The organism is Gordonia malaquae NBRC 108250 (assembly GCF_000344135.1).
Classification (GTDB): Bacteria; Actinomycetota; Actinomycetes; order Mycobacteriales; family Mycobacteriaceae; genus Gordonia; species Gordonia malaquae.
This window is the reverse complement of record NZ_BAOP01000019.1, coordinates 38,060-62,469: the sequence shown is the minus strand read 5'-3', so window position 1 is coordinate 62,469 and position 24,410 is coordinate 38,060. Positions and strand designations below refer to the sequence as shown.

The following is a 24,410-nucleotide window of genomic DNA, read 5'->3' as shown; positions in this document are numbered from 1 at the left end:
CGCTCCTATCGGTTGAGTGCGATGAGCGGATCCACGCGGACCAGCGGTCTGAGGGCAAGTCCCGCGCCTGCCATGCCGAGCACCGCCATGCCTGTGACGAGACCCGCGGTGGCCGTCAGGTCCAGAGCGATCGGAACCGTCGACGATGCGATCCACGCGCCGCCCGATCCGATGGAGAGCCCGACGACGAGTCCGACTCCGAGCACCGCGGCTGCTTGGCCGAGTCCGTCCCGCAGCAGGTAGCGACGACTCGCACCCATCGCTCGGACCACCGCGAGCGCACGCACTCGCTGGCCGGTCCAGACTGCGAAGAAGCCGCCAACGACGATCGCCGAGACGCCCACGAGCAGTGCCTGGATCATGAGCAGCGACGAGTGTTCGGAGCTGTAGCCGGGGACGAGTGACGGCAGATCGCTGCGCGCGGTCCTCACTGTTCCGGGGACGTCCTGGTCGGTGAGCAGAGCCGATGCGGCGTCACGTCCGGTCGCTTCATGCCAGAGACTCAGCGGCATCCTCAGGACCGGCGTGTGCGCGTACTTGCCGACATCGGCGATCGTGTCGACGCGGACGGGCGTGTTTCCGATGGTCGCTGTCGATCCGGCGGTGAGGCCGAGAGCCGATGCCGTGGACGGGTCGACGGTGACGGTGTCGACGTCGGAGAACCCGAAGGCCGACACGGCGGCCGCCCGCTCCCCCACGGTGATGCGTGTGGTCGCGACGCCGAGTGCCGGAACACCTGCGATCGGGGCGACTCGACTGTCGGTGAGCGACGACGCCGCGCCGTCGGCTGCGGTCTGTGTACGCACGTCGCCGGGCAGTGCGCGGACTGCGGACGTCGACTCGTCGTCGAGCCCGGCGGCGAGTGACGACAGCATCACCACCATCAACGTCAGTACCGCGATCACACCTGTGATCAGTGTGAATCGTCCTCTGGCGTCGCGGATCTCGCGCCATCCGATGTACACGTCTCTCTCCTGTCGTTCAGTGGTCCCTCCAGCCTCGCGTCGAACGGCACCGCTCCGCATCGCCCGCACGGGTCGTCTTCGCATCCATCAAAAGGTGCACTCGTCGAGGTGCTCTGCGTCCGGCAGCGATACTGGGAGAGTGACCGACGACCGCACCACCGACCGCTACGCCGAATGGGGCGGCCACGTCCTGTTCGCGACGTTGCTCGCGGTGGGCGTGGTGAAGTCGTCGACCGGACCGCACCCCGTGGTTCCGTTGGTCCTGGCCGCGCTCGTCGCGGGGTGGTACGTCGTGGGAGCGGTCGCGTCGGCTCGAGGCCGCCGCGAGCGTGCCGGACTGTGGGCGATGACGTTGACCGCCGGCTGGATCGCCCTGGTGTGCGCATCTGACGACTTCGTGTGGCTGGCGTTCGTCCTGGCGATCCTCTGCTGGCGGTTCCTTCCTCGCGCGGTCGCGGCAGGCGCCGCCGTCGTGATCGCGATCGTGTCCGTCGCCGGTGTCTGGGTGACGCAGGGTTTCACGGTCGGTGGCGTGATCGGGCCGACGATCGGCATCGCAACGGCCGTCGCCGTCACCGAGGCGTTCACCCGGATCGCCGCCATGGTCTCCGAGCGCGACCGGCTGGTCGACGAGTTGGTCCTCACGCGTGACGAACTCGCGGCACAGCAGCGAGAAGCAGGCGCGCTGGCCGAACGCGATCGACTCGGCGGCGAGATCCACGACGGCGTCGGACAGTACCTCGCGAGCATCATCCTGCTGCTGCGCGCCGGACAGCCCGACGCCGCCCTCGACACCGCGCAGGCCGCGCTGATCGAGTCGCGTCGATTCCTGTCCGGCATCGACGGTCCCGCACCCGCGGGTGGGCTGCCGGAAGCCTTGGCTCGGCAGGCCGCCCTGCTGACAGACGCAGGAGTGCCCGCCGTCTTCGCCGAGCACGGCACCCCTCTCGACGTGTCCGAGGACGTCGAACGCACGCTCCTGCGGACCGTCCAGGAAGCTGTCCTGAACGTCCGACGTCACGCCGATGCGACGTCCGCCGCCGTGACGTTGACGTGGCTGCCCGGCGAAGTCCATGTGGATGTGGTGGACGACGGTGTCGGGATCGGCTCTCGCGCGGACGGTTCAGGTTTTGGACTTCGAGCGATGCGATCACGTGTGTCGCGCTGTGGCGGTGAGGTGAGCGTCGACGCCACACCGGGTGGAGGCACGACGGTGCACGCGCGCATTCCGATCGGACAGCTCGCATGATCCGAGTCATGATCGTCGACGATCACCCGGTGGTCCGCGCAGGATTGCGAGCCGTCCTCGGATCCGTCCCCGACATCACCGTCGTCGCCGAAGCGGGCACCGCAGCCGAAGCCGTCGACACCGCGACCGGAACCCTCCTCGACGTCGTCCTCATGGACCTGCGGCTGCACGGCGCAGACCCCACGGCCGACGGTGTGTACGCGACGCAGTCGATCCGCGCGCTCGCCGACCCGCCGAACGTCCTCATCTTGACCACCTACCAGTCGGACGTCGACATCGTCCGAGCCGTCGACGCCGGCGCCGTCGGCTACCTGCTGAAAGACGCGGCACCCGACGTCCTGACAGCCGCGATCCGTTCCGCCGCCGCAGGCGAGACCGTCCTCGGGCCGGCGATCGCCGCCCGCCTGCTCTCCCGCGTGACGTCACCGGACACGGCGCTGACCGGCCGGGAGCTCGAGATCGTCGAACAGCTCGCCGCAGGCGGGACCAATCGGGAGATCGCCCGTCGCCTGGTCATCTCCGAGGCGACCGTGAAATCCCACCTCGTCCACATCTTCGACAAACTCGGCGTCAACAGTCGCACCAAGGTGATCGCCGCGGCCCGCGACCGGGGACTGATCGACTGACTCCGGCGTACGGTGGGCCCATGATCGAAACCGTCCCGGAGAATTGGTCCACAGCTCTGATCCTCGTCGCGCATCCCGACGATCCCGAATACGGCCTGGCTGCCGCCGTCGCGCGGTGGACGTCGCAGGGCAAGCGGGTGGTTTACGCCCTCGCGACGAGCGGCGAGATGGGAATCGAGGGGATGGCGCCGGCTGAGGCGGGCCCGCTCAGAGAAGGCGAGCAGATCGCGTCGGCGGCGGAAGTCGGCGTCACCGAGGTGGAGTTCTGGGGCTTCCCGGACAGCGAGATCTTCAACACCGCCGAATTGCGGGCGAAGGTCGCCGAAACGGTGGCGCGGATCGATCCGGATGTCGTCGTCAGCCTGTACGGCGGCGCCGAATGGGGCCCCGGTCTCCCCAACCAGCGTGATCATATGGAGTTCGCACAAGCCGTCGTCGACGCCTATGACGGCCCGGGTCCGCTGTACTGCAACGGACCTGGTGCAACGCATGCAGTGGACGTCGAAGGGTTCACCGACGCGGCTGTTCGCGCCCTCGAATGCCACCGCGTGTATCTGGAAGTTCTCGATCCGTCGACGCCCGTCGCGGAGCAGGCTGCGGCTCAGGTCGAGCGGTCGACCGGCCCGATCGACGGCTTCCCGGCTGCCCGCGCGACAGGATTGGAACTGCTGCGCGCAGCTCGTTAGCCGAGGTCGACGCCTTCGAAATCAGCGTCGGTGTACTCGCGCGGTTCGACGAGGACCAGCCAGTTCCCGGAGTTGTCCCGCATGATGGCCTCGACTCCGTACGGGCGATCCTCGGGCTCTTGCAGGAACTCGACACCCTTGGCCTTCAAGTCGTCGACGGTGGCTCGGCAGTCGTCCACGTTCAGTCCAAGCGCGGGCAGACCGTTCTCGTCCTGCGCGCGAATCATCGCGGAGATCAGGTAGTCGGGCAGCGGCGCGCTCGGCGTGGTGAGGTGAACGGCCAGCTCCGGCTGCGTCGGGTGCGACACCGTGCACCACCGGAAGTCGCCCATCGTCATGTCCTCTCGGAGGTCGAATCCGAGGACGTCGGTGTAGAACGCCTTCGACTCGTCGATGTTCTTGACCCAGATGCTCGTGAGCGAAACGTTTGTGATCATGGCCCCACCATAGGGCCGAGGCCGCACGCGTGTATCGCGTACGGCCTCGGCTCGCTGAAAGGTTCGTGTGGGATTCCGTTGACGGCAATCAACCGTCAACTCGTGGCGGGAATCAAGCCCTTCAATGTGTCGGGGATGAGAGCGGCGAGGTTGCCGAGGACTCCGCCGATGATGTCGCCGTTCGGGCTCGCCTCGGGTGCCGGAGCGTCCTTCGGTGCGTCGACGTTCACGCCGATCGTGATCTTCGGGCTCTTGGTCGGGTCGAGCCACTTGAGGACGTCGATCATCTTCTGCCGCTCAATCGCGATGCAGCCCCACGTCGGCTGATTGTCGCTCACGTGCAGGAAGATCGCCGACGCGTCGCCCGGGACCCGGTTGGGGTTGTGCGCGACGTTGACCGCGTAGTCGTACACCGGGCCCATGTTGTAGAGGTTCTCACTGTCGCCGCCGGGACTCTGCGCCTGGCGGACGTGCGTGTTGTAGGTCGGCGACTTGGGGTCCGAATCCCACCAGTCCTGCGTGTCGGCCTTGAAGTACGGCATCTTGGTGCCCGGGTTCTCCTGACGGCCGAACGCCTGATCCAGCGGGAAGGTGCCCTGCGGGGTGCGGTAGACGTTGTCCTGCGCCTTGCCCATGCCCTTCTCACCGAGCCACGCCTTCGTCGGCCCGATGACCGGCTTCCAGACGCCTGCGTCGTCCTTCTCGAACGCCGTCAACGTCGCCGTCTGTGACGTCGCGACCGGTGCGGTGACCACGACCATCTGCTTGGTCGCGTCGGCGGCCTGCGGGGTGGTTCCACCGGGCAGGCCGGGGACGTTCAACGACTTCAGGATGGTCTCGATCAGCGTCGTGATGTCCGACGCTCCGGGGGCGGGAGCGGGGGTCGTCGGCGCGGCGGACGCCGATCCCGTCCCGACCACCAGCGCAACGACAGCCGCCGTCGCCAGTAGTCCCAACTGCCACACTCGCCTCATCAGTAACTTCAGCATCATCTCAGTGTGCCAGCGACATCCGGGCATACGCCACCTCAGGAGAGCATCGTCACCTTTCCGCAATGCTGCAGCACCGCGGCTATGGTCGAGGTCATGACCACTCCTCCCCTGCCCCGCTGGATCACCGACACCAAGCCCGGACACAGCGAGTGGTACGTCGACCGATTCCGCACGATGGCGGCTGAGGGCGCAGACCTCGTCGGCGAAGCCCGCCTCATCGATGCGATGGTGGGTCGCGGTTCTCGGATTCTCGACGCGGGCTGCGGACCAGGCCGTGTCGGCGGTTACCTCCACGAGGTCGGCCACGAAGTGGTCGGAGTCGACGTGGACCCGATCCTGATCGACGCGGCGATCGCCGACCACCCAGGTCCCGATTGGCAGGTCCAGGACTTGTCGACGCTCGATCTGCTCGATCAGTCGGGAGATCGCCGCCGCTTCGACGCGATCGTCTGCGCCGGAAACGTTCTCGCATTCGTCGCACCGGAGACCGAAGCCCTCGTGCTGAGCCGACTCCGCGAACACCTGGCAGCCGACGGATTCATCGCGGTCGGGTTCCACACCGACAAGCTGAGCATCGCCACCTTCGACGACGCGGTCGCCGCCGCAGACCTCACCCTCGACCTCCGTCTCTCAACCTGGGACGTGAAACCCTGGCGCGACGACGCCGATTTTGCGGTGTCAGTCCTCCGCAGCGTTTAAAGTTCCCCAATTTCGCCACAAAACGGCATTATCACGTCACATAGCCCGATTCCGGGGAACGTTAAACCTGTGGACACCGCCAATCAGTTGTCCACAGCCCTCGGCTACCGCCCAATTCCTCCCGAAACGGGCGCAAAGTGGGCGACATGGACCCCATTCGCCACGGCGTCTACACCACAGCCCAGCTCATCGCGATGGTCGGCAGGACCGGTCTCGCCGAACTCATCAGACTCGAGTACGCGCGGCAGCTTCGACGCGGCTGGTACCAACTCGGCGAAGTCTCACAGAACCTCGTCGCGGCGATACAACGAGGAGGAGTCCTGAGTTGCGTCAGCGCACTGGAGCATCACGGAGTCTGGGTGCCCGAAGGCCCCGACGTGCACGTTCGCGCCGATTCGTGGGCCACCCGCAATCGAAAGGGCCCCTTCTGCCGCCAGTTCGGACGACCGACCCCCACCGCGGAAGCGATCGATGACGTGCCCACGGCGATAAGGCATGCCGCACGATGCCTGGATACCGAGGGCTTCATCGTCGCCTGCGACTCGATCCTGAACCGCAGGCTCATGACATGGGACCAACTCGAGTACCAGTTCCGGGACGCGCCGACCGCCATCGCTCGAGCACTCAGCCGCTGCGACGGCGATGCGGAGTCAGGCCCAGAGACCATGGCCCGCCTTCGCCTGATGGACCTACGCCTGCCTGTGCGGATTCAAGTCGAGGTCACCGACGATGACAGGGTCGACCTCCTCATCGGCGACTGGCTGATCATCGAGATCGATGGATGGGAGTACCACGGCGACCGGAAGTCGTTCCAGCACGACCGAACTCGCGATCGCAGAACCTTCCGGATCGGCTACCACACGCTTCGGTACACCTACGACGACATCGTCTTCGACTGGGCGCGCAGCCTCACAGACATTCAGCGGGCCGTTGCCGCGGGCCTACATCCGAGGCCCAATCGCCGCCGTGTTTAAGGTTCCCCGGAAATCGTGAGATCAGAGCCGAAGCCCCGCGATTGACCCAATCCGGGGAACCTTAAACATGATCAGGGCGCGCCGGGAGCGAACTCCTCGAGCATGTCCGTGACTAGAGCGGCGATCGGCGAGCGTTCGCTGCGAGTCAGGGTGATGTGGGCGAAGAGCGGGTGCCCCTTGAGCTTCTCGATGACGGCGGCGACGCCGTCGTGGCGCCCGACCCGAAGGTTGTCACGCTGGGCCACATCGTGCGTCAGGACGACACGAGAACCAGAACCGAGCCGCGACAGCACGGTGAGCAGCACGTTCCGCTCCAACGACTGCGCTTCGTCGACGATGACGAACGAGTCGTGCAGGGAGCGACCTCGGATGTGCGTCAGCGGCAATACCTCGAGCATCCCGCGGGAGAGGACCTCGTCGATCACCTCAGTGGAGACCAGTCCTTCAAGCGTGTCGAAGACGGCTTGCGCCCAGGGCCCCATCTTGTCCGACTCGCTGCCGGGCAGGTAGCCGAGGTTCTGTCCACCGACGGCGTACAGCGGACGGAACACGACGACCTTGCGCTGAGTCCGGCGCTCGAGGACCGCCTCCAGACCCGCACACAACGCGAGCGCCGACTTGCCGGTGCCCGCCTTGCCGCCGAGCGAGACGATGCCGACAGACTCGTCGAGAAGCAGGTCGAGCGCGACTCGCTGCTCGGCCGATCGCCCACGGAGGCCGAACACCTCACGATCGCCGCGGACCAATTGGACCTGTTTGGTGTCGGTGACGCGGCCGAGCGCACTGCCCGACGATGTGCCGACCATTCGGACACCGGTGTGGCACGGCAGGTCGCGTGCCTCGTCGACGTCCACGACTCCGTCGGCGAAGAGAGTGTCGATGTCGGAGTCGAGAACGTCGAGCTCATCCATTCCCGTCCAACCCGACACGACCACGTCTTGCGCGTGGTACTCGTCGGCGGCGAGCCCGACTGCGCCGGCCTTGACTCGCAGCGGCGTGTCCTTGGACACGAGGGTCACGTCGCGTCCCTCCGCCCGCAGATTGAGTGCGCACGCAAGGATGCGGGAGTCGTTGGTGTCGTTGCGGAATCCGGCCGGCAGCACGGCCGGATCCGTGTGATTGAGCTCCACCTGGACTGTTCCGCCGAGGTCACCCACAGGCAGCGGCTCGTCGAGTCGACCGTGTTCAACGCGCATGTCGTCGAGTAGACGGAGGGCTTGGCGGGCGAACCAGCCGAGTTCACTGTGATGCCGTTTGCCCTCGAGTTCGCTGATCACAACGAGTGGGAGGACTACGTGATGCTCGGCGAACCGAGTCACCGCCCACGGGTCGGAGAGCAGTACGGAGGTGTCGAGGACGTAGGTGCGTGCGGTCACGTCAAGGCTCCTTGGCGCCGCGCGGCTCCCGCGCGGTCCGAGTTTCTCCGGCCGGTCGGTCCTTGCCTGGTGTCGGTGTCAGCCGACGTCGGCGAGGACCGGGGCCGGTCCTCTCGTGACGTGATCGTCCACGAATCGAACCTCCCGAACGAACCGCTTCCCCACGGCCCGTCAAGGCCAAACGTACGCCGGGTCACACCGACCATCGGCGAATGCCGGTCAGCGTGTCGGTGAACAGCGTGTAACCAGAAGAAATCAGTACTTGCCAAATCGGAAAGCACTCTCTATGTTTTCCAATATGGAAACTACACCGGATCCACAGGCGGCGCGAGACGCTCTCCGCGAAGCCGAGCGCGCGGCCGCCGCTCCGTTCGTCGACTACCCGGCGACTCCCCTCTGGTACTCGCCTGCGGTCGGCGCCTGGTTCACCGCGCTAGCGGCGATCGTCTGGTACCGACCAGACACGAAGTACGCGATCCCAGCGATGGTCGTTCTGATCGCACTGGTAGGCGTATTCGTCTCGTGGCACACACGAGTCCGCGGGACGATGCCGACGCTGACCGGCGCGCCGCGCGAACTGCGCGGCCCGATGCTCTCGTACGGTGTTGGCGTCGTGGTGATCGCAGCGATCGTGATCCCCATGGGAATGTGGGAGCCGACGGCCGGGGTCATCGCGACGTTCGCCCTGGTCACTGTCGGTATCGCCGCCTACGAAGCAGCGTATGCGCGTGCCGCCCGCGCTGTCCGGAAGCGCCTCGGATGAGCGGCCCGCTCGGCGATCTCGACCCCGTTCTCACTCCCCCGAAACGACTCGCGGCGCTCGCCGTGTTGAGCAACGCGACGACCACCGACTTCGCATTCCTGCGTGATCACCTCGCTGTCAGCGACTCCGACCTGTCCAAGCAGATGGCCGCACTCATCGAGGCCGGATACGTCAGCGCCACCAAGTCCCGGGGTCGCGGCGGTTCGACCACGTACAAGATCACCCGCGACGGCAAGAAGGCGTTCGAGGCGCACAAGAGCGCGCTCGAACGACTCATCGCGGGCTGACTCACTCCGCGGCGAGCAGCGGAACGGATTTCCATGACGGGTCGATCCGGACGGGGTGTTGAGTCTGGACCACACCCGGCGTCGGCACCTCCACCAATGGGGTCGGACGGATCCGCGGGCCGAACCGCAGACCCACCGACACCGGATCGACGAGCGGTGCGGCGGTGAGGATCGGGCGGTTCCCGACAGGGCGGTCGAGCTTGCGGGTGAGCGCACGGGGAGCCTCGTCCGAACACTGCTCGGCTTCGTCGACGCTCGATCCGGACTCTCCGCGGAAGTCGGTGAATGACCGACTCACCGAGACGACGACGGCGTTGGTGTGCTCGTACACCCCGACCCCGGTGGCGCAGCTGGTCTGCCACGGCGAATCCGCTTCGAGCACAACGAACTCCAGAGTCAGTTCACTCGGGTATCGGTAGCCGACCATCGTGCCCGCACCGAGGTCGACCCTGTTCGACGTCGGGTACGTGAACGGGGGCGACGAGTACGTCGGCCGAGGCGAGCGGTCCGCGTTCCGGTCGTCCGACCGGCTCGTGTCATAGATCAACCACCCGCAGACGACCACCGCGATGATTCCGACAACCCCGCCGATGCGAGCCATCCCGTACGCGACGTCGCTCGGCTCGTTGGCATCCGGATCGCGGAACTTCCACGATTCCGTCGCCCGCCAGAGACCACGCGGATCGACGATCTGCCACACGGCGAAGCCGACCACCACAATACCTAGGAGAATGAAGAAACCCACAGCTAGAACCCCCTTATTCCGAGGACTCTAGCCTGTGGGCTTCGTCGGGTATGTCGGGTGATCGACAGTCAGTTGCTGCCGGCGCGATCCAGGATGCGAGCGCGGGCTGCTTCGGCCTCGTCGGAGAGGCTCTGCAGGCTGTCGATCTTGAGTGCGTCGGCGAGACGACGGGCGATCGCGGCGTCGGATGCGGCGTCCTCGAAGTCGCTGATGAGTGCGCGCTGGGCGTCGAAGTCGGCGACGTCGTCACCGATGTGCTCGATGCCTGCCAGCGCACGGTCGACGGCGAGCACTGTCGCCTCCTGGTCGGCAACGGCTCCGGCGATCAGGAACGCCTGGAAGAACGAGGCCTGTGCGGCGTCGTCGTGACGGATCTTCTCCAGGATGTTCCTCAGGTCGGGATCGTCGGCGTGCTCAAGGAGCTTGCCGATGAAGTGATCACACTGGTTCTCGTGCACTGCGAGCAGCGCGAGGACGTCGAGCGGACCGAGCGAGTCGACCTCTTCGGGTGTCTGACGCCAGCCTGCGACGACGTGGATTCGACGACGGTTCTCGGCGTCGACCGGGTCGGTCGCCCGGGTCACGACCAGGTAGTCGCGCAGCACGATCGCGTGACGGTTGTCCTCCGCGGTCCACGTTCCGACGAGCTGCCGCCAGTCGGAGAACGGCGGGAAGAACATCGAGATCACGCGATGGAAGGACGGCAGGTTGTCCTTCATCAGCAGCAGCGCGAGCAGACCTGCGGCAGCCGTCTCGTTCAGCGTCTCGTCGCCGGGCTGGAAGTCTTCGCCGCCGAGGAACGCGAAGTTGCGTCCCTTGTCCCACGGCACCCAGTCGCCCGGGTTCCACGCGAGCGCAGCGGCCGCGTGTTCTTCGGCGATCTCGGGGAGAGCCTTCTCCAGCGCGGTGATCAACTCGTCTTCGCTCAGTACTGACACGGGCGCCACCTTACTTCACACCGCTCATCAAGCCCCAGTCCTCGAGACCTTCGTACAGCGGGAAGTCGAGCGCGAGAGCACTGACACGAGCGCGCAGCGATGCGACGTCGGCGTCCTTGCCTGCTGCGAGCGCAGTGCCGATGATGTCGGCTACCTGGGTGAACTCGGTGTCGCCGAAACCGCGTGTCGCGAGCGCAGAAGTGCCGATGCGCAGGCCGGAAGTGACCATCGGCGGACGCGGATCGAACGGCACGGCGTTGCGGTTGACGGTGATGCCGATCTCATGGAGGAGGTCTTCAGCCTGCTGACCGTCGAGATCGGAGTCGCGCAGGTCGACCAGCACAAGATGGACGTCGGTGCCTCCGGTCAGCACTGTGATGCCGGCCTTGGCGACGTCGTCTCCGAGGAGGCGGTCGGCGAGGATCTTCGCACCGGAAAGCGTGCGACGCTGGCGCTCGGCGAACTCGTCGCTCGCGGCGACCTTGAGCGCGACGGCCTTGGCAGCGACGGCATGCATGAGCGGACCACCCTGCTGACCGGGGAAGACTGCGGAGTTGAGCTTCTTGGCCCACTCCTTCTTCGCCAGGATCATGCCCGAGCGGGGACCACCGAGGGTCTTGTGGACGGTGGTCGAGACGACATCGGCGTACTCGACCGGGTTCGGGTGCAGACCGGCGGCGACGAGACCCGCGAAGTGCGCCATGTCGACCCACAGGTGTGCGCCGACCTCGTCGGCGATCGACCGGAACGCCGCGAAGTCGAGTGTGCGCGGGTAGGCGGACCAGCCTGCGACGATCACCTTCGGCTTGGTGTCGAGGGCGATCTTGCGCACCTCGTCCATGTCGATGCGGAAGTCTTCCTTGCTGACGCCGTAGAAGGCGTTCTCGTACAGCTTGCCCGAGAAGTTCAGTCGCATGCCGTGCGTCAGGTGACCGCCGTGCGCCAGGTCGAGACCGAGCAGCGTCTCGCCCGGCTCCATCAGTGCCTGCAGGACGGCAGCGTTGGCCTGGGCTCCTGCGTGCGGCTGAACGTTGGCGAACTCGGCGCCGAACAGTTCCTTGGCCCGGTTGCGTGCGATGTCCTCGACGACGTCGACGTACTCGCAGCCGCCGTAGTAGCGGCGACCCGGGTAGCCCTCGGCGTACTTGTTGGTCAGGACGCTGCCCTGCGCCTGAAGCACCGCGCGCGGGACGAAGTTCTCCGACGCGATCATCTCGAGGGTGTCGCGCTGACGGGACAGCTCACCGTTCATGGCGGCAGCCACATCGGGATCGAGTTCGGCCAAGGACTGCGTGAACTGACTCATGCCGTGCATTCTAGTGTGCAAGTTCGGTGCGGAGAACTTGTGGGGTGAGGGGTTCGTCGAGCAGCCTTCCGAATCGGGCGAGCCGCTGGTCCGACGGTGCGTCGTCGAGCCAATCCCCCAGCAGTCGGTAGCCCTCGACGTAGGTGGAGATGTACGCCCGCCACAGCGGCGAGGTGAAGAACCTCAGCATCTGCCGCGAGCGGTCCGGATCGACGAGCAGCCATTGTTGGAGGAACGCTGCGACGGTGTCGGCGTCGTCGTGCCGGTCGTGGAGCATCAGCGCAGCGTCCTGCCGGACGGTGAGCAGGCCGGCGGTGGCCGTCGACACGGCGCGGGCCTTCTCTGCGTCGAATCGAAGGCCGAAGTCGGCGTAGATCTCGGCCGCCCACTCGTGCCAGTCAGGCCCCATCGCGGCGGCGAGCGCGTGGTCGGCCAGGCCCTCTGCCATCAGGCATTGTGGCGTGTTGACGAGGAAGATCGTGTGCTCGAGCTGCCCGGTTCCGACGAGCCCCTGTTCTTTCCGGCAGTGCTCGGTGTGATGACCCGGGTACGCCTCGTGGGCGATCAGCCCGGGCAGCCCCGACAGGTGCTGCGGGAGGTCGGTGTTCACTGCGACGTTCGATCGGTAGTCGCCCAGGTAGTAGTTGAAGCCCGACCACGGCTTGTCGGAGACGACGTCGAACTCCACCACCTCGCTGGGAGGCAGCGGGAACTCTGCACGCACCCGATCCCGCAGACTGCTTGCGAAGGCCGCGATCAGCGGTTCGGTGAGGTCGGTGGGGATCTCGCCGGCCCGGCGGTACCGTTGGTACTCGTCTCGGAGCCGCTCGCCCATCGCACCGGGCACTCCGAGCGCCTCCGCCAGCGCGCCGTGCGCCTCCCGGTATCGGGCCGGATCTGCGGGCGCGATGTCGACGTCGAAGTAGGCGCGCACCTCGTCGACGAACCCGACGTCCTCCCCTGCGAACTTTCGCGCCGAACACTCCAGTGCACGCAGATGCGCGGCGACGAACTCGGCACGGTCGGCAGGCAGCCCGTCCGGAAGACGTTCGAGGAGCGCGCGAGCACGTGCGCCGAGCTGCGCCGGATCGGGCCGCGGCGCGTTCTGAGCCTCGGCCCGGAGCGCCGGGTCGCCGGTGAAGGCGTCGACAAAACCCTCCTCCAAACGGTCGAACAGCAGCCCGATGCGGAGGTACTCGATCACCGGATCATCGGACGGGCGCTGCGCTGCGGTCATGCCTGCCAGCCTATGCCTGTACCGTTACCGGTCATGGCGCGCCATTCCAGCGACCGCGACCCCGGCCTCTACCTCGAACTCGACCGCAAGCAGTGGCGTGAGCTGCGGCAGTCGATGCCGATGGTGCTGACCGAGTCCGAGCTCGAAGACCTCGTCGGTCTGGGTGAGCAGATCGACCTCACCGAGGTCGCCGAGGTCTACCTGCCGATCTCTCGCCTGATTCACATGCAGGTCGAGGCACGACGCCGGTTGTTCGCCGCGACGTCGACGTTCCTCGGCGAGCACCAACGCAACCGGCAGGTGCCGTTTGTCATCGGCATCGCAGGCAGCGTGGCCGTCGGCAAGTCGACCACTGCGCGTGTCCTCGCGAAGCTCCTGTCGCGGTGGGAGACCCACCCGAAGGTCGACCTGATCACCACGGACGGGTTCCTCTACCCGACGGCCGAACTCGAACGACGCGGCATCATGCACCGCAAGGGCTTCCCGGAGTCGTACGACCGGCGCGGACTGCTGCGGTTCGTGACGGAGGTGAAGTCGGGGGCGTCGTTCGTCACAGCGCCCGTGTACTCGCACGTCAGTTACGACATCGTGCCCGACGCATTCATCGAGGTGGAACAGCCCGACATCCTCATCGTCGAAGGCTTGAACGTCCTGCAGACCGGCCCCACCCTGACCGTGTCGGACCTGTTCGACTTCTCAATCTACGTCGACGCGAAGACGTCCGACATCGAACGCTGGTACATTTCGCGATTCCTCCAGATGCGGACGACCGCGTTCCAGAATCCGAACTCACATTTCCACCATTACGCATCGTTGACCGATCAGCAGGCGAAGATCGCCGCCCGCGACATCTGGACGTCGATCAACCGCCCCAACCTCATCGAGAACGTGCTTCCGACACGGCCCCGCGCGACGCTCGTCCTCCGCAAGGACCGAGACCATTCGATCAACAAGGTCCGCCTGCGGAAGCTCTGAGCCCCTGACGCTTCGACTCGCTTCGCGGGTCTTGAGCGACATCGTCGTTCACGGAACGGTGGGACATCGTCGCTCAAGGAGCGAGGATGTCGGCGACGACGGCGCCTGTCGCCGCGACGAGGTCGTCGGGCGACAGTTCAATCTCCAGTCCGCGCTTGCCTGCACTGCAGAGCACGGTGTCCCACATGAAGGCCGATTCGTCGACGACGGTCGGCAGCGTCGTCTTCTGCCCGACCGGCGACACTCCACCGAGCACGTAGCCGGTCGCGCGCGTGACCTTCGCCGCGTCAGCCATCGCCGCCTTCGACGCACCGAGCGCCTTCGCCGCGGCCTTCAAGGACAGTTTCTCCGGCACAGGCACGACGGCGACCGCGAGCGTGCCGCCCAGATCGACCACGAGGGTCTTGAAGATCTGTTCGGCGCTGATGCCGAGGGCCGCCATCTTCTCGACCGCTTCGGCGCCGTAATCAGTGCTGCGTCGATCGTGGTGATAGCTGCGGACAGTGTGTACGACGCCGGCCTTCTCCAGGGCCGCGATCGCCGGGGTGGCCGCCATCAGCGGCCGTCCAGCCACATGTCGAGGGTCGTCGTCGTGACGACGTCCGGGCTGTCCGGGATGAGAACGCCCGATCGCAGCACCGCATCGGAGTCGGCGGGCACCACGCGCACCGCCGATCCGTCGCGGGCCACGATTCGACGGGCGATGTCGACGAGGTCGAGCTCCGCGGGCCCCGCGACGCTGACATACGCGGGCCGGTCCTGGTCGACGACCACGTCGGCGAAGGCGCGCACCACGTCTTCGACGGTCGCGGGCCGGCACCGCAGGTCGGGGAGCTCGACGACGTCGCCGCCCGCAGCGAGAAAGCGTTCGGCGAGCGAGAACCATTGAACGGACGCGACAGCGCAGGCGCGGTCGCCGAGTTCAGCGGCGTAGACGCGTTCCTGTTCGGCTTTGCCGCGGTAGTGACCGAGCGCGGCGGCGACCGCGGGGACGCCCGCTCCCACGATGGTGAGGTAGACGACCGGGACGCCTGCCGCCGTCGCGGCTCGGGACACGTTGCGCGCGACCGCGCCGAAGAACTCGGCCGTGTCGTCACCGTCTCGGGACGCCGTACTGGTCACGTCCACGATCAGGTCGGCGCCCGTGCACGCATCGTCGAGCCCGACCCCGGTCACCGCGTCGACTCCGGTCGACCGGCCCGCGCGGGTCACGTCGACGCCGAGGTCGGCCAATCGATCACACAGCGCCGCGCCGAACTGACCGGTGCCGCCGACGACGGTCACCCGCATGGTCACTTGCCGAAGCGTCGACTGCGGGCCGCGTAGTCGCGGAGCGCCCGAAGGAAGTCGACGCGGCGGAACTCGGGCCAGTAGGCGTCGGTGAACCAGATCTCCGAGTACGCGCTCTGCCACAGCAGGAAGCCACTGAGTCGCTGCTCGCCGGACGTTCGAATCACCAGATCCGGGTCTGGTTGACCCGAGGTGTACAGGTTGGCGTCGATCCCGGCCACCGTGACGGCCTCGATCATCTCGGCAGGCGTCGCACCGGCGTCGGCGGCGTCAGACAGCAACGCCTGCACCGCGTCGACGATCTCTTGGCGGCCGCCGTAGCCCACGGCGACGTTGACGTTCATGCCGGAAAGACCGGCTGTTCGCTCGGACGCTTCGCGAAGACGGTTCGCGACAGGTCCGGGGAGGTTGTCGAGATTTCCGACGATCCGCACCCGCCAGTCGCCGTGCGAGATCTCGTCGACGATGTCCGGCACGATCTCCATGAGCGCATTGAGCTCGTCCGATGCGCGGGACAGGTTCTCGGTCGACAGGAGGTAGATCGTGACCGCCTCGATGCCCAACTCGTGGCACCACCCGAGCATGTCGGCGATCCGCTTGGCGCCGACCCGATGCCCGTGCGCGACGTCGTCGAATCCCGCTTCCCGCGCCCACCGGCGATTGCCGTCGCAGATGATCGCGACATGCCGAGGCACCCGGTCTGGGTCCATGAGTTGCACGAGACGGCGTTCGTAGACGCGGTACATGCCTCCGCGGAGGGCGTCGGGGAGGAGTTTCACAGCCGCGATGTTACTCGGCGAACAAGTTACCAGTGCGAAACTTACGGTAGCGTAGGTTCCATGATCGATACTCCCGCCGAGGTGCAGGCCGTGAAACCGACCCTGCGCGGCGTGATCCACACGTACTCCGCCGTCGTCGCCGCGGCGATCGGAGCGATTCTCATCGTCGGGACAGCCATCCATCGCGGCGCCGCCGACGTCCTGTCGGTGGTCGTGTACGTCGTCACGATCTGCGGACTGTTCACCGTCAGCACCGTCTACCACCGCGTCCACTGGACGACACCGCAGGCCCGGATCGCCATGAAACGTGCCGATCACTCGATGATCTTCGTGTTCATCGCGGGCACCTACACGCCGTTCTGCATGATGGCCCTCGACTCACCGACCCGGTGGTGGATACTCGGCGGCGTCTGGATCGGCGCCATCGCCGGGGTGACCCTGAAGATGCTCTGGCCTGCGTCACCGCGCTGGCTGGGAGTGATCCTGTACATCGCGCTCGGCTGGGTGATCGTCTTCGTCGCACCCGCTCTCGTCAGTACGGTCGGCGTCGCGGTCCTGGTACTGCTCGCGGTCGGCGGCGTCCTGTACAGCCTCGGCGGCGTGCTCTTCGCTCTCCGCTGGCCCGACCCGTGGCCAGGCGTGTTCGGACACCACGAGGTGTTCCACGCCTGCACCGCCGTCGCGGCACTTCTGCACTACATCGCAGTCTGGCTGGTGGTCCTGAACTGACTCACGGCGCTTCTGCCGTAAAGTCACCGCCTGTGTCCACCCGAAACGCCGCCCCCTCGCGCATGCGCGGCGGCGTCGTCGGGGGCACGTCGGCGCTGACAGCGATCGCCGCACACGGCCTCGCGCAGGGAATGCTCCCGTCGACGGACACCCTGATGATCGTCGCGGCCGCCGCCGTGGCCATCGGCGGCGTCGTCGGCGCCACCCCACGGCTACCGACACTTCCCGCGCTTCTGGCAGGCCAGGGCGTCGTCCACGTCCTCTTGGTCGTCCTCACCGGGCACCACCACGATCTGTGGAGCCCGTCGATGGCCGTGGCCCACAGCGTCGGGACACTTGTCGCGCTCGCACTGATCACGACGTACGACGCCGTCGCGCGTGCAGTCCGGCGGCTGTCCATGCCAGTCCGGTTCGTTGTGGGCCCACCACGTCGCGTGGTGCATGCCCCTCGAAGCCGCTCCGCGTCACCTGCCGCTCTCCTGCTGTTCGGGTCCGTCGGACTCCGCGGCCCTCCCCTCTCACTGAAGTAGTCCTCACCACCTTCTCGCCGTACCGACGTGCATCTCGCATACCCGTCGGCACGACGACGACTCCTTCGTGCCCGAGAGGCAGACATGAAATCTTCCCTTGTCCGAATACTCCACCGAATCCACTTCTACGCAGGGGTGCTTGTCGCTCCGTTCCTGCTGATAGCCGCGGTGACCGGAGCGTTGTACGCGCTCGCACCGTCGATCGAGAACGTCGTCTACCGACATGAACTGCACACCGACTCGGTCGGAGTGACGCAGTCGCTGGCCGACCAGATCGGGGCGGCCCAGAAGGCTCGCCCGGACCTTCAGGTCTCCGCGGTACGTCCTCCTGCCGAATCAGGTGACACCACTCAGGTCCTGTTCGCCGACCCGACGCTCGGCGACTCGGAACGGCTCGCGGTGTTCGTCGACCCGGTGACGCTCGACACCCGCGGCGAACTGCCCGTGTACGGCAGCTCGAACGCGCTTCCGATGCGACAGTGGCTCGACCGGCTGCACCGCGACCTCCACCTCGGGGAACCCGGGCGGCTCTACAGCGAGCTCGCCGCGTCGTGGCTCTGGGTGATCGTTCTGGCCGGGCTCGGAATCTGGTTCGTCCGCACTCGAAAGGCCAGGCGACGTGTCGGCGCCGGACGCGCGCGCACCGTGCACCGGCACGCGGTGATCGGCGTCTGGATCTCGGTCGGCCTCGTGTTCCTGTCGGCGACCGGCCTCACCTGGTCGACGTACGCCGGACAGAACGTCTCAGACCTGCGTACTGCTCTGAGCTGGACCACACCCGCGACCGACACCTCGCTGTCCGGCGCCGCGCCAACGTCAGGCGGCGGCGAACACGCTGGGCACGGCGCGCCCGCAGTCTCGGGTGACACCTCGGGCGCCGTCGCCCAGGTCGACGCCGCCGTGGCGCTCGCCCGATCAGTCGGCATCGACTCAGGGATCGAGGTGACGCTGCCCGCAGAGGCGGACACCGCGTACACCGTCACCGAAGTCCGACGCCCGTGGCAGTTCTCTCCCGACACGGTCGCCGTCGATCCGGCGTCCGACCGCGTGGTGAGCGAGAACCGATTCGCCGACTGGCCCATCGCTGCGCAGGCGTCGAACCTCGCCATCGCACTCCACATGGGGCTGCTGTTCGGCGTCGCCAACCAGGTCGTCTTGTTCCTGCTCGCCGCGGCGCTCGTCGTGATGATCGTTCTCGGTTACCGAGCGTGGTGGCAACGCCGGAACCGGCGCGCGCCCGCAGCGGGTGGCCTGCGGGCCGCGCCGTGGCCGGTGAGCGTCGGGCTGATCGTCGTCGCGATCGCCGTCGGCTGGTTCGTCCCGCTCCTCGGATGGCCGTTGCTGGTGTTCGTCCTGGTGGATGTCGTGTCGACGTTCGTCAGGTCACGACGTGACGGTTCACCGAGCAGGGCGAGCGGCACGGTGGAGTGCGGCGAGGACGTCGACGCTGGCGTCCCACCCCATGCACTTGTCCGTGACTGACTGTCCGTAGACGAGGTCGCCGCCGAGGCTCTGCGCGCCGGGGACGAGGAAGCTCTCCAGCATCACGCCGGACAGTTGCACCGGATCCCCGGCGCGTCGTCGCGCGGCGAACTCCTCGGCCACCTCGACTGCGACGACGGCCTGGCGCTCGTGGTCCTTGCCCGAGTTGGCGTGCGAACAGTCGACCATCACCTTCGGCGACTTGCCCGCCTTCGTCAGCGCCGCGACGGCGGCGCTGACCGAGTCGGCGTCGTAGTTCGGCCCCGGGGTGCCACCACGCAGGATGATGTGGCAGTCCTCATTGCCCGCGGTCTGGACGACGGCGCCACGACCGAAGTCGTCGACTCCGAAGAACACGTGCTCGGCGGACGCCGCCGACACACCGTCGATAGCGACCTGGACGTTGCCGTCGGTCCCGTTCTTGAACCCGATCGGCATCGACAGCCCGGACGCCAACTGCCGGTGCACCTGCGATTCGGTCGTGCGCGCACCGATCGCACCCCATGCGACGGTGTCGGCGATGTACTGGGGGCTCGTCGGTTCGAGGAACTCACACCCGACCGGAAGCCCGAGGTCGATGACGTCGAGCAGCAGCGCGCGTGCGGTGCGCAGACCGCGTTCCACGTCGTAGGAGGAGTCCATCCCGGGGTCGTTGATGAGGCCCTTCCACCCGACGGTGGTGCGCGGCTTCTCGAAGTACACGCGCATCACGATCTTGAGGGTGTCGGCGTACTCGACGGCGAGCGGCGCGAGCCGGCGGGCGTAGTCCAGCGCGGCGACCGGGTCGTGAACGGAGCAGGGGCCGACGACGACGATCAGCCGGTCGTCACGCCCTGCGAGGATCGCGGCGATCTCATCGCGGTCGCGTTGGACGGCTTCGGCTCGGCGCGAAGTCAACGGCAGTTCGCTGCGCAGCGTCTCGGGCGACGGGATCGGCGAGAACGCGGCGACCCGACGGTCGGAGGTGGTCGAGCTGATGTCGGACGTGATGGTCACGATGTGCCTTTCGGGGCGCTGACGCAGGTGAGGGTTGGCCGTCCCGGTCAACACCCTGCGGCGCGCATTTCATCCCGGAACGAGAAGAAGCAGCGACCCATGATGGTCACTGCTTCAGGCTCCGGGATGTACGACGTGCGTTATCGACGCTTCATCGCAGGCTCTCCCGGAGCCTGCATAAAAAAGCGCCAATAGGCGGTCGTCGACATGGCTCCGACGGTAACACATCCACGCCGACGACCGTCAACGCCTACTGGTGTTGCTGCATCTGCGCCTGGATGTGGGCGTTGATCTGCTGGAGACCTGGCGCGGACACGCCGGGCAACTGGCCGGTGATGCTGCGGACCACGGCGCTGTCGTCGATCACCTTCTCGCTCGACTGAACCAGGACGGTGCCGGCGCCGGTGAAGTCGAACTGCTGCTCCTCGCCCGACCGGACCCCCATGCGCGAGGCGGCCGCGCCGAGCATGTCGGTGACCCACGCCTGGTCGTAGTGATGACTGGGCGACGGGCAGTCGGCCCATCCGACCAGTGCCTCCGGATCCACCCGGACCGGAGGTTCGACGAACATGACACTGCCGTTCGACGAGGCGAGGAACCGCCCGGTTCCGATCAAGGTGAGGAACCCCGGAACGATGGACTGCTTGAGCGCGAGTGTCGGTTCGAACGCCAACAAGTTCGCCGCTCGGATCGTCAGATTGCCGTTGTCTTCGAGGTCGTACGAGTTGATCTCGTATCCACGGTCCCCGATGACCACCTTGCCCTGACCTTCGGCGACGACGTAGTCGCCCAGGTACAGCGGCGCTGAGAACTGCTGCGCCACCATGTGCAGCATGCCCGCCTGCAGGCCGCGCTGGAGGGACGTGAAGTTGACCTGACCGTAGTAGGCGATCATCGCGCCCTTCGACATGAACCACGGTGTGGTGAGGTCGATGCAGAACGAGTACTTGTTGTCCGGAACGTTGTCGTCGGACGGCAGGGTGTGCGGGTTCCACACCGTGTTCACCTGTGTCACAGTCGTTGCTCCGATGCTTGCACGTAGACCACACCCTGTCCGGTGCAGTCGAGTTGGAATCCTTCGCCGCCGGTGCGCCCCATGTTGCGGAAGCTGACGGTCGAGCGGAGGCTGGTCTGGATCTGGCCGACAGAGGCGGCGAACGCCTGCGGGTCGACGGTGATCGGCCGGTTCGGCGCCACCTGGAGTGCGATGAACCCGCCGTGGCCGAGGATCACGGCCGATCCCATGCCGATGAGCTGGGTGGTGAACATGCCCTGGCCGGTGGCGACTCCACTCGCCGCAGACCGCAACGCGCCGCGAAGCCCGCCGCCACCGCCGGACTGAGCCGACGTCGACACCACCGACGCCTGCAGACCCTGCGTGTGGGCGAGCAGCCGGGACGCCTCGACGCGCAGTTCGCCGCCGCCGGAGAGATCGACGATCTCCACTTCGAGACCTCGGAATCCATAGTGAACGGTGCCGTCCCCTTGGGCGATCATCGTCGTCTCGTGCTCGCCCTGCATCATGCGGCCGGCCATCCCGGCAACGCCGCTCATCGCGCCCATTCCGCCGGATCCGGGGATCTGGTGAGGCTGGAACAGCACGTTGCCGGTGTAGAACAGCATCGCCCCGCGGCGGGCCACGATCGGGCCGGCCTGCGCGAGGTTCACGGACACGACCTTGTTGTTGACCTTGGTGAACATGTCCGTCTCCTATCGCTCGGCCGGCTGAATGGAGACGACGCCCGTGCCGTCCCAGCGAAGGGAGAAAGCCTCCCCATTGCCCTGCCCCACCACGGTCCGCCACGACACGTCGGTCACGAACGACTGCGACAGTGCTCCCTTGGCGCACACAAACGCGTCGGGGTCGACGACGAGCGGGAACTGCGGCGACACTTCCAGGTGGATGAGCGGGCCGCCCTGAGACAACAGCGCCACCTGCCCCTGCCCGGTGACGGTCGTGGTGAACAGCCCCTGCCCCGACGCACCGCCCCGCACGCCTGCGAAGGTGACGTTGGTGGTAAGGTTCTGCGTCAGCGCGAGCAGTTGTGACGCCTCCACCTGCAGGGTTTCGCCGTGCAGGTCGAGAACGGTGACGTTGGCGGCGTCCTGCGCGAGATAGACGATGCCCGTCCCCGACGCCTCCATCAACGACAGGCCCTCGCCGGTCGCCTTCTTCTTGATTCCCGCGACGAGCCCTTCACCACCGCCGAAACCGGCGGATTTGAAGGACACCTGCCCTTCGAACGCCACCATCGACCCGCTCAGTGCGCGGATCGAACTGTTGCTGAGGTGCGCTTCGACTACCCGCTTCGTCTTCGAGACGAGTTGCAAGATCCTGTCCTTACCTGCGACGACTAGAGGACAAGACAGTATCGCCTCCGACCCGTCTTGTCAGCCGGGTGGATGATCCCAGGAGGGATCTACGACGTTGCGCGTGCTGCGGCGCGACCCGCGGCCCGGCCGGAGAACAGGCAGCCGCCGAGGAAGGTGCCCTCGAGCGCGTTGTAGCCGTGCACACCGCCGCCGCCGAAACCGGACGCCTCGCCCGCGGCGTAGAGGCCGGGCACGGGCGTCCCGCCGTCGTTCATCACCTGGCCGGACAAGTTGGTCTGGAGTCCGCCGAGGGTCTTTCGCGTCAGGATGTTCATCCGGATCGCGATCAGCGGCCCGGCCGCCGGATCGAGGATCGGATGCGGTTCGACGGTCCGGACGATGTTGTCGCCCAGGTAGTTCCGCGAATTGTGGATGCCCATGACACCCGGATCCTTGGTGAACGGGTTGTGCACCTGCCGATCACGCTGAACGATCTGCGCGCGCAGCTTGCCCGCGTCGACGAGGTCGCTCCCCGCGAGTCGGTTCATCTTCCGCACAAGGTCGTCCACGCTGCGGGCCTGCACGAAGTCGACGCCCTTGTCGACGAACTTCTGCACCGACTTCGGGACGTCGTCGAGTGCACGACTGGCGAGATAGGCGACGAGGTCCTTGCGGGTCAGCTCCGGATTCTGCTCCGACCCGGACAGGATGAACTCCTTGCTGATGATCTTCTTGTTGAGGACGAACCAGGAGTAGTCGTAGCCTGTGCGCTTGATCATCGCGAGGGTCTCGAGCGTGTCGTAGCTGGGGATCGCCGGGCTGTCGAAGCGGTTGCCTTCGGCGTCGAACCACATCGACGACGGTGCGCCGAGCACCCGGATTCCGTGGTCGGGCCAGATCGGCGAGTGGTTCTTGAGTCCTTCGGTGTAGTGCCACATGCGGTCGCGGTTCACGATTCGGCCGCCCGCGGCCTCGGTGATGGCGAGCATCCGACCGTCGACGTGGGCGGGCACGCCGGTGACCATCGTCTTCGGCGGCGTACCGAGGCGCGACGGCCAGTTCTGGCGAATCAGGTCGTGATTGGCGCCGATGCCGCCGGACGCGACGATGGTGATCGGCGCGCGGAGTTCGAAGTCGCCGACGACGGTCCGGTTCGACTTGACGCCGCGTGGGGCGTTGGACGCCGCGAGCTTCTTGCCGCGCACCCCGGTGACACGTCCACCATCGGTGATCATCTCGTCGACGCGGTGGCGGAATCGGAACGAGATCCGGCGGCGACGTTCGCCGTCGAGGACCGCGTTTCGGAACGGCTCGACCACACCCGGTCCGGTGCCGAGCGTCATGTGGAAACGTGGCACGGAATTGCCGTGCCCACTGGCCGACGTGCCGCCCCGCTCTGCCCATCCGACCACGGGAACCCAGCGAACGCCTTTGCGTTCGAGCCAGCTGCGCTTCTCGCCCGCGGCGAAGTTCAGATACGACTCGGCCCACTGCCGGGCCCAGTAGTCCTCCCCCAGACGGTCGTGCGGCTTGCGGTCGAATCCGGCGGAACCGAACCAGTCGGCACGCGCGAGTTCGATCGAGTCACGGATCTGGCACTGACGCTGCTCGGGCGAGTTGACGAAGAACAGTCCGCCGAGCGACCAGTGCGCCTGACCACCGAGATTCGCGCGCGACTCCTGGTCGACGACGATCACCGAACGCCCGGCGGCGGCGAGTTCGGAGGCCGCGACCAGGCCTGCGAGACCGTGGCCGACGACGATCACGTCGGCGTCCTGCCGCGGCGCTGCACCCGCCTGGCCGGCGAGCGATGACGCGACGAGTCCGGCTGCGGCGACGGAGCCGCCAACCAGGACGCTCCGGCGATTGATCGTGTGGTCGTCCAAGCCCATGTGTCGCACTTCCCGATCGGTGTGAACCACCGCAACGATCGTTCGCGGTGTGATGTCGACGACACCATAGCCGACATCTGATCGATCGATCCACATCGGGCCTGAGAATGCTCTTCTCTGGCGCCTTTTCGACTCGCAAACGGG

At 66.8% G+C, this 24,410-nt stretch carries 27 protein-coding genes; 11 read left to right on the top strand and 16 right to left on the bottom strand.

Annotated elements, in window-relative coordinates; all coding sequences use genetic code 11:
* Positions 1-5: 5 nt before the first annotated feature.
* Positions 6-965, bottom strand: coding sequence for an FtsX-like permease family protein (locus tag GM1_RS13750; RefSeq protein WP_008379734.1), 960 nt, complete (start codon positions 963-965; stop codon positions 6-8).
* A 139-nt stretch (positions 966-1,104) separates the two neighbouring features.
* Between GM1_RS13750 and GM1_RS13745 the strand changes: the two genes are divergently transcribed.
* The 3 genes from GM1_RS13745 to GM1_RS13735 are packed head-to-tail and all read left to right on the top strand — an operon-like array spanning position 1,105 to position 3,526.
* Positions 1,105-2,214 carry a sensor histidine kinase gene (locus tag GM1_RS13745; protein WP_008379733.1) on the top strand — a complete coding sequence of 370 codons (1,110 nt, stop codon included), beginning with the start codon at positions 1,105-1,107 and terminating at the stop codon, positions 2,212-2,214.
* Positions 2,211-2,840 (top strand): response regulator, encoded by a 630-nt coding sequence (locus GM1_RS13740; RefSeq protein ID WP_008379732.1) that lies wholly within the window; start codon positions 2,211-2,213, stop codon positions 2,838-2,840. Before GM1_RS13745 ends, GM1_RS13740 begins: the two co-directional genes overlap by 4 nt.
* A 20-nt stretch (positions 2,841-2,860) precedes the next feature.
* On the top strand, positions 2,861-3,526 hold the full coding sequence (locus tag GM1_RS13735; protein ID WP_008379731.1) for a PIG-L deacetylase family protein: 666 nt from the start codon (positions 2,861-2,863) through the stop codon (positions 3,524-3,526).
* Here the strand turns inward: GM1_RS13735 and GM1_RS13730 are convergent.
* Together GM1_RS13730 and GM1_RS13725 are read right to left on the bottom strand one after the other, a co-directional pair.
* The gene (locus GM1_RS13730) at positions 3,523-3,963 is read right to left on the bottom strand and encodes a VOC family protein (RefSeq protein ID WP_008379729.1); all 441 of its coding nucleotides are present in this window, start codon (positions 3,961-3,963) and stop codon (positions 3,523-3,525) included. The two genes, GM1_RS13735 and GM1_RS13730, sit on opposite strands and share 4 nt — an antisense overlap.
* A gap of 95 nt (positions 3,964-4,058) precedes the next feature.
* Complete coding sequence (locus tag GM1_RS13725) at positions 4,059-4,955, bottom strand: L,D-transpeptidase family protein (RefSeq protein ID WP_157436013.1); 897 nt, start codon at positions 4,953-4,955, stop codon at positions 4,059-4,061.
* Between the two features lie 93 nt (positions 4,956-5,048).
* On the opposite strand from GM1_RS13725, the gene GM1_RS13720 reads away from it, so the two are divergent.
* On the top strand, positions 5,049-5,654 hold the full coding sequence (locus tag GM1_RS13720; RefSeq protein ID WP_040520174.1) for a class I SAM-dependent methyltransferase: 606 nt from the start codon (positions 5,049-5,051) through the stop codon (positions 5,652-5,654).
* Between the two features lie 146 nt (positions 5,655-5,800).
* The gene (locus tag GM1_RS13715; protein ID WP_040520172.1) at positions 5,801-6,628 is read left to right on the top strand and encodes a DUF559 domain-containing protein; all 828 of its coding nucleotides are present in this window, start codon (positions 5,801-5,803) and stop codon (positions 6,626-6,628) included.
* Between the two features lie 71 nt (positions 6,629-6,699).
* Here the strand turns inward: GM1_RS13715 and phoH2 are convergent, their stop codons facing one another.
* The gene (gene phoH2 / locus GM1_RS13710; protein WP_008379722.1) at positions 6,700-8,004 is read right to left on the bottom strand and encodes an RNA 5'-3' helicase PhoH2; all 1,305 of its coding nucleotides are present in this window, start codon (positions 8,002-8,004) and stop codon (positions 6,700-6,702) included.
* Between the two features lie 298 nt (positions 8,005-8,302).
* On the opposite strand from phoH2, the gene GM1_RS13705 reads away from it, so the two are divergent.
* Positions 8,303-8,767: a hypothetical protein gene (locus GM1_RS13705; RefSeq protein WP_040520147.1), complete on the top strand. Its 465-nt coding sequence runs from the start codon at positions 8,303-8,305 to the stop codon at positions 8,765-8,767.
* The gene (locus tag GM1_RS13700; RefSeq protein ID WP_008379717.1) at positions 8,764-9,054 is read left to right on the top strand and encodes a transcriptional regulator; all 291 of its coding nucleotides are present in this window, start codon (positions 8,764-8,766) and stop codon (positions 9,052-9,054) included. The genes GM1_RS13705 and GM1_RS13700 overlap by 4 nt, the downstream gene beginning before the upstream one ends.
* 1 nt (position 9,055) lies before the next feature.
* Here GM1_RS13700 and GM1_RS21615 read toward each other — a convergent pair whose 3' ends face one another.
* From GM1_RS21615 to GM1_RS13680, 4 genes are all read right to left on the bottom strand, one after another.
* Positions 9,056-9,799 carry a DUF6199 family natural product biosynthesis protein gene (locus GM1_RS21615; RefSeq protein ID WP_008379715.1) on the bottom strand — a complete coding sequence of 248 codons (744 nt, stop codon included), beginning with the start codon at positions 9,797-9,799 and terminating at the stop codon, positions 9,056-9,058.
* A gap of 68 nt (positions 9,800-9,867) precedes the next feature.
* Positions 9,868-10,737 (bottom strand): acyl-ACP desaturase, encoded by an 870-nt coding sequence (locus GM1_RS13690; RefSeq protein ID WP_008379714.1) that lies wholly within the window; start codon positions 10,735-10,737, stop codon positions 9,868-9,870.
* 10 nt (positions 10,738-10,747) lie between these two features.
* A complete protein-coding gene (gene glyA / locus GM1_RS13685; protein ID WP_008379713.1) occupies positions 10,748-12,043 on the bottom strand; it encodes a serine hydroxymethyltransferase in 1,296 nt (431 codons plus the stop codon).
* A gap of 10 nt (positions 12,044-12,053) precedes the next feature.
* Positions 12,054-13,280, bottom strand: a complete 1,227-nt coding sequence (locus GM1_RS13680; RefSeq protein ID WP_008379711.1) for a hypothetical protein — start codon at positions 13,278-13,280, stop codon at positions 12,054-12,056.
* Between the two features lie 33 nt (positions 13,281-13,313).
* Between GM1_RS13680 and coaA the strand changes: the two genes are divergently transcribed.
* On the top strand, positions 13,314-14,255 hold the full coding sequence (gene coaA / locus GM1_RS13675; protein WP_008379709.1) for a type I pantothenate kinase: 942 nt from the start codon (positions 13,314-13,316) through the stop codon (positions 14,253-14,255).
* 73 nt (positions 14,256-14,328) lie between these two features.
* Here coaA and ybaK read toward each other — a convergent pair whose 3' ends face one another.
* The 3 genes from ybaK to GM1_RS13660 are packed head-to-tail and all read right to left on the bottom strand — an operon-like array spanning position 14,329 to position 16,324.
* Positions 14,329-14,811 carry a Cys-tRNA(Pro) deacylase gene (gene ybaK, locus GM1_RS13670; protein WP_008379708.1) on the bottom strand — a complete coding sequence of 161 codons (483 nt, stop codon included), beginning with the start codon at positions 14,809-14,811 and terminating at the stop codon, positions 14,329-14,331.
* Positions 14,811-15,545: an SDR family oxidoreductase gene (locus GM1_RS13665; protein ID WP_008379707.1), complete on the bottom strand. Its 735-nt coding sequence runs from the start codon at positions 15,543-15,545 to the stop codon at positions 14,811-14,813. Before GM1_RS13665 ends, ybaK begins: the two co-directional genes overlap by 1 nt.
* 2 nt (positions 15,546-15,547) lie before the next feature.
* Positions 15,548-16,324, bottom strand: a complete 777-nt coding sequence (locus GM1_RS13660) for an isoprenyl transferase (RefSeq protein ID WP_008379706.1) — start codon at positions 16,322-16,324, stop codon at positions 15,548-15,550.
* A 60-nt stretch (positions 16,325-16,384) separates the two neighbouring features.
* Here GM1_RS13660 and trhA point away from each other — a divergent pair, with 60 nt between their 5' ends.
* From trhA to GM1_RS13645, 3 genes are all read left to right on the top strand, one after another.
* A complete protein-coding gene (trhA, locus tag GM1_RS13655) occupies positions 16,385-17,053 on the top strand; it encodes a PAQR family membrane homeostasis protein TrhA (protein WP_008379705.1) in 669 nt (222 codons plus the stop codon).
* 32 nt (positions 17,054-17,085) lie between these two features.
* Positions 17,086-17,583: a hypothetical protein gene (locus tag GM1_RS13650; RefSeq protein ID WP_008379704.1), complete on the top strand. Its 498-nt coding sequence runs from the start codon at positions 17,086-17,088 to the stop codon at positions 17,581-17,583.
* Positions 17,584-17,667: 84 nt separating this feature from the next.
* A complete protein-coding gene (locus tag GM1_RS13645) occupies positions 17,668-19,065 on the top strand; it encodes a PepSY-associated TM helix domain-containing protein (protein WP_008379702.1) in 1,398 nt (465 codons plus the stop codon).
* On the opposite strand, the gene GM1_RS13640 is transcribed toward GM1_RS13645, so the two are convergent.
* From GM1_RS13640 to GM1_RS13620, 5 genes are all read right to left on the bottom strand, one after another.
* On the bottom strand, positions 18,982-20,061 hold the full coding sequence (locus tag GM1_RS13640; protein ID WP_008379700.1) for a 3-deoxy-7-phosphoheptulonate synthase: 1,080 nt from the start codon (positions 20,059-20,061) through the stop codon (positions 18,982-18,984). The genes GM1_RS13645 and GM1_RS13640 overlap by 84 nt on opposite strands.
* A 250-nt stretch (positions 20,062-20,311) precedes the next feature.
* The gene (locus GM1_RS13635) at positions 20,312-21,076 is read right to left on the bottom strand and encodes an AIM24 family protein (RefSeq protein ID WP_008379699.1); all 765 of its coding nucleotides are present in this window, start codon (positions 21,074-21,076) and stop codon (positions 20,312-20,314) included.
* Positions 21,073-21,762, bottom strand: a complete 690-nt coding sequence (locus GM1_RS13630; RefSeq protein WP_008379698.1) for an AIM24 family protein — start codon at positions 21,760-21,762, stop codon at positions 21,073-21,075. The genes GM1_RS13635 and GM1_RS13630 overlap by 4 nt, the downstream gene beginning before the upstream one ends.
* Before the next feature lie 9 nt (positions 21,763-21,771).
* Positions 21,772-22,392 (bottom strand): AIM24 family protein, encoded by a 621-nt coding sequence (locus GM1_RS13625; protein WP_008379696.1) that lies wholly within the window; start codon positions 22,390-22,392, stop codon positions 21,772-21,774.
* Between the two features lie 89 nt (positions 22,393-22,481).
* Positions 22,482-24,266, bottom strand: a complete 1,785-nt coding sequence (locus GM1_RS13620; protein ID WP_008379694.1) for an FAD-binding dehydrogenase — start codon at positions 24,264-24,266, stop codon at positions 22,482-22,484.
* Between the last annotated feature and the right edge of the window lie 144 nt (positions 24,267-24,410).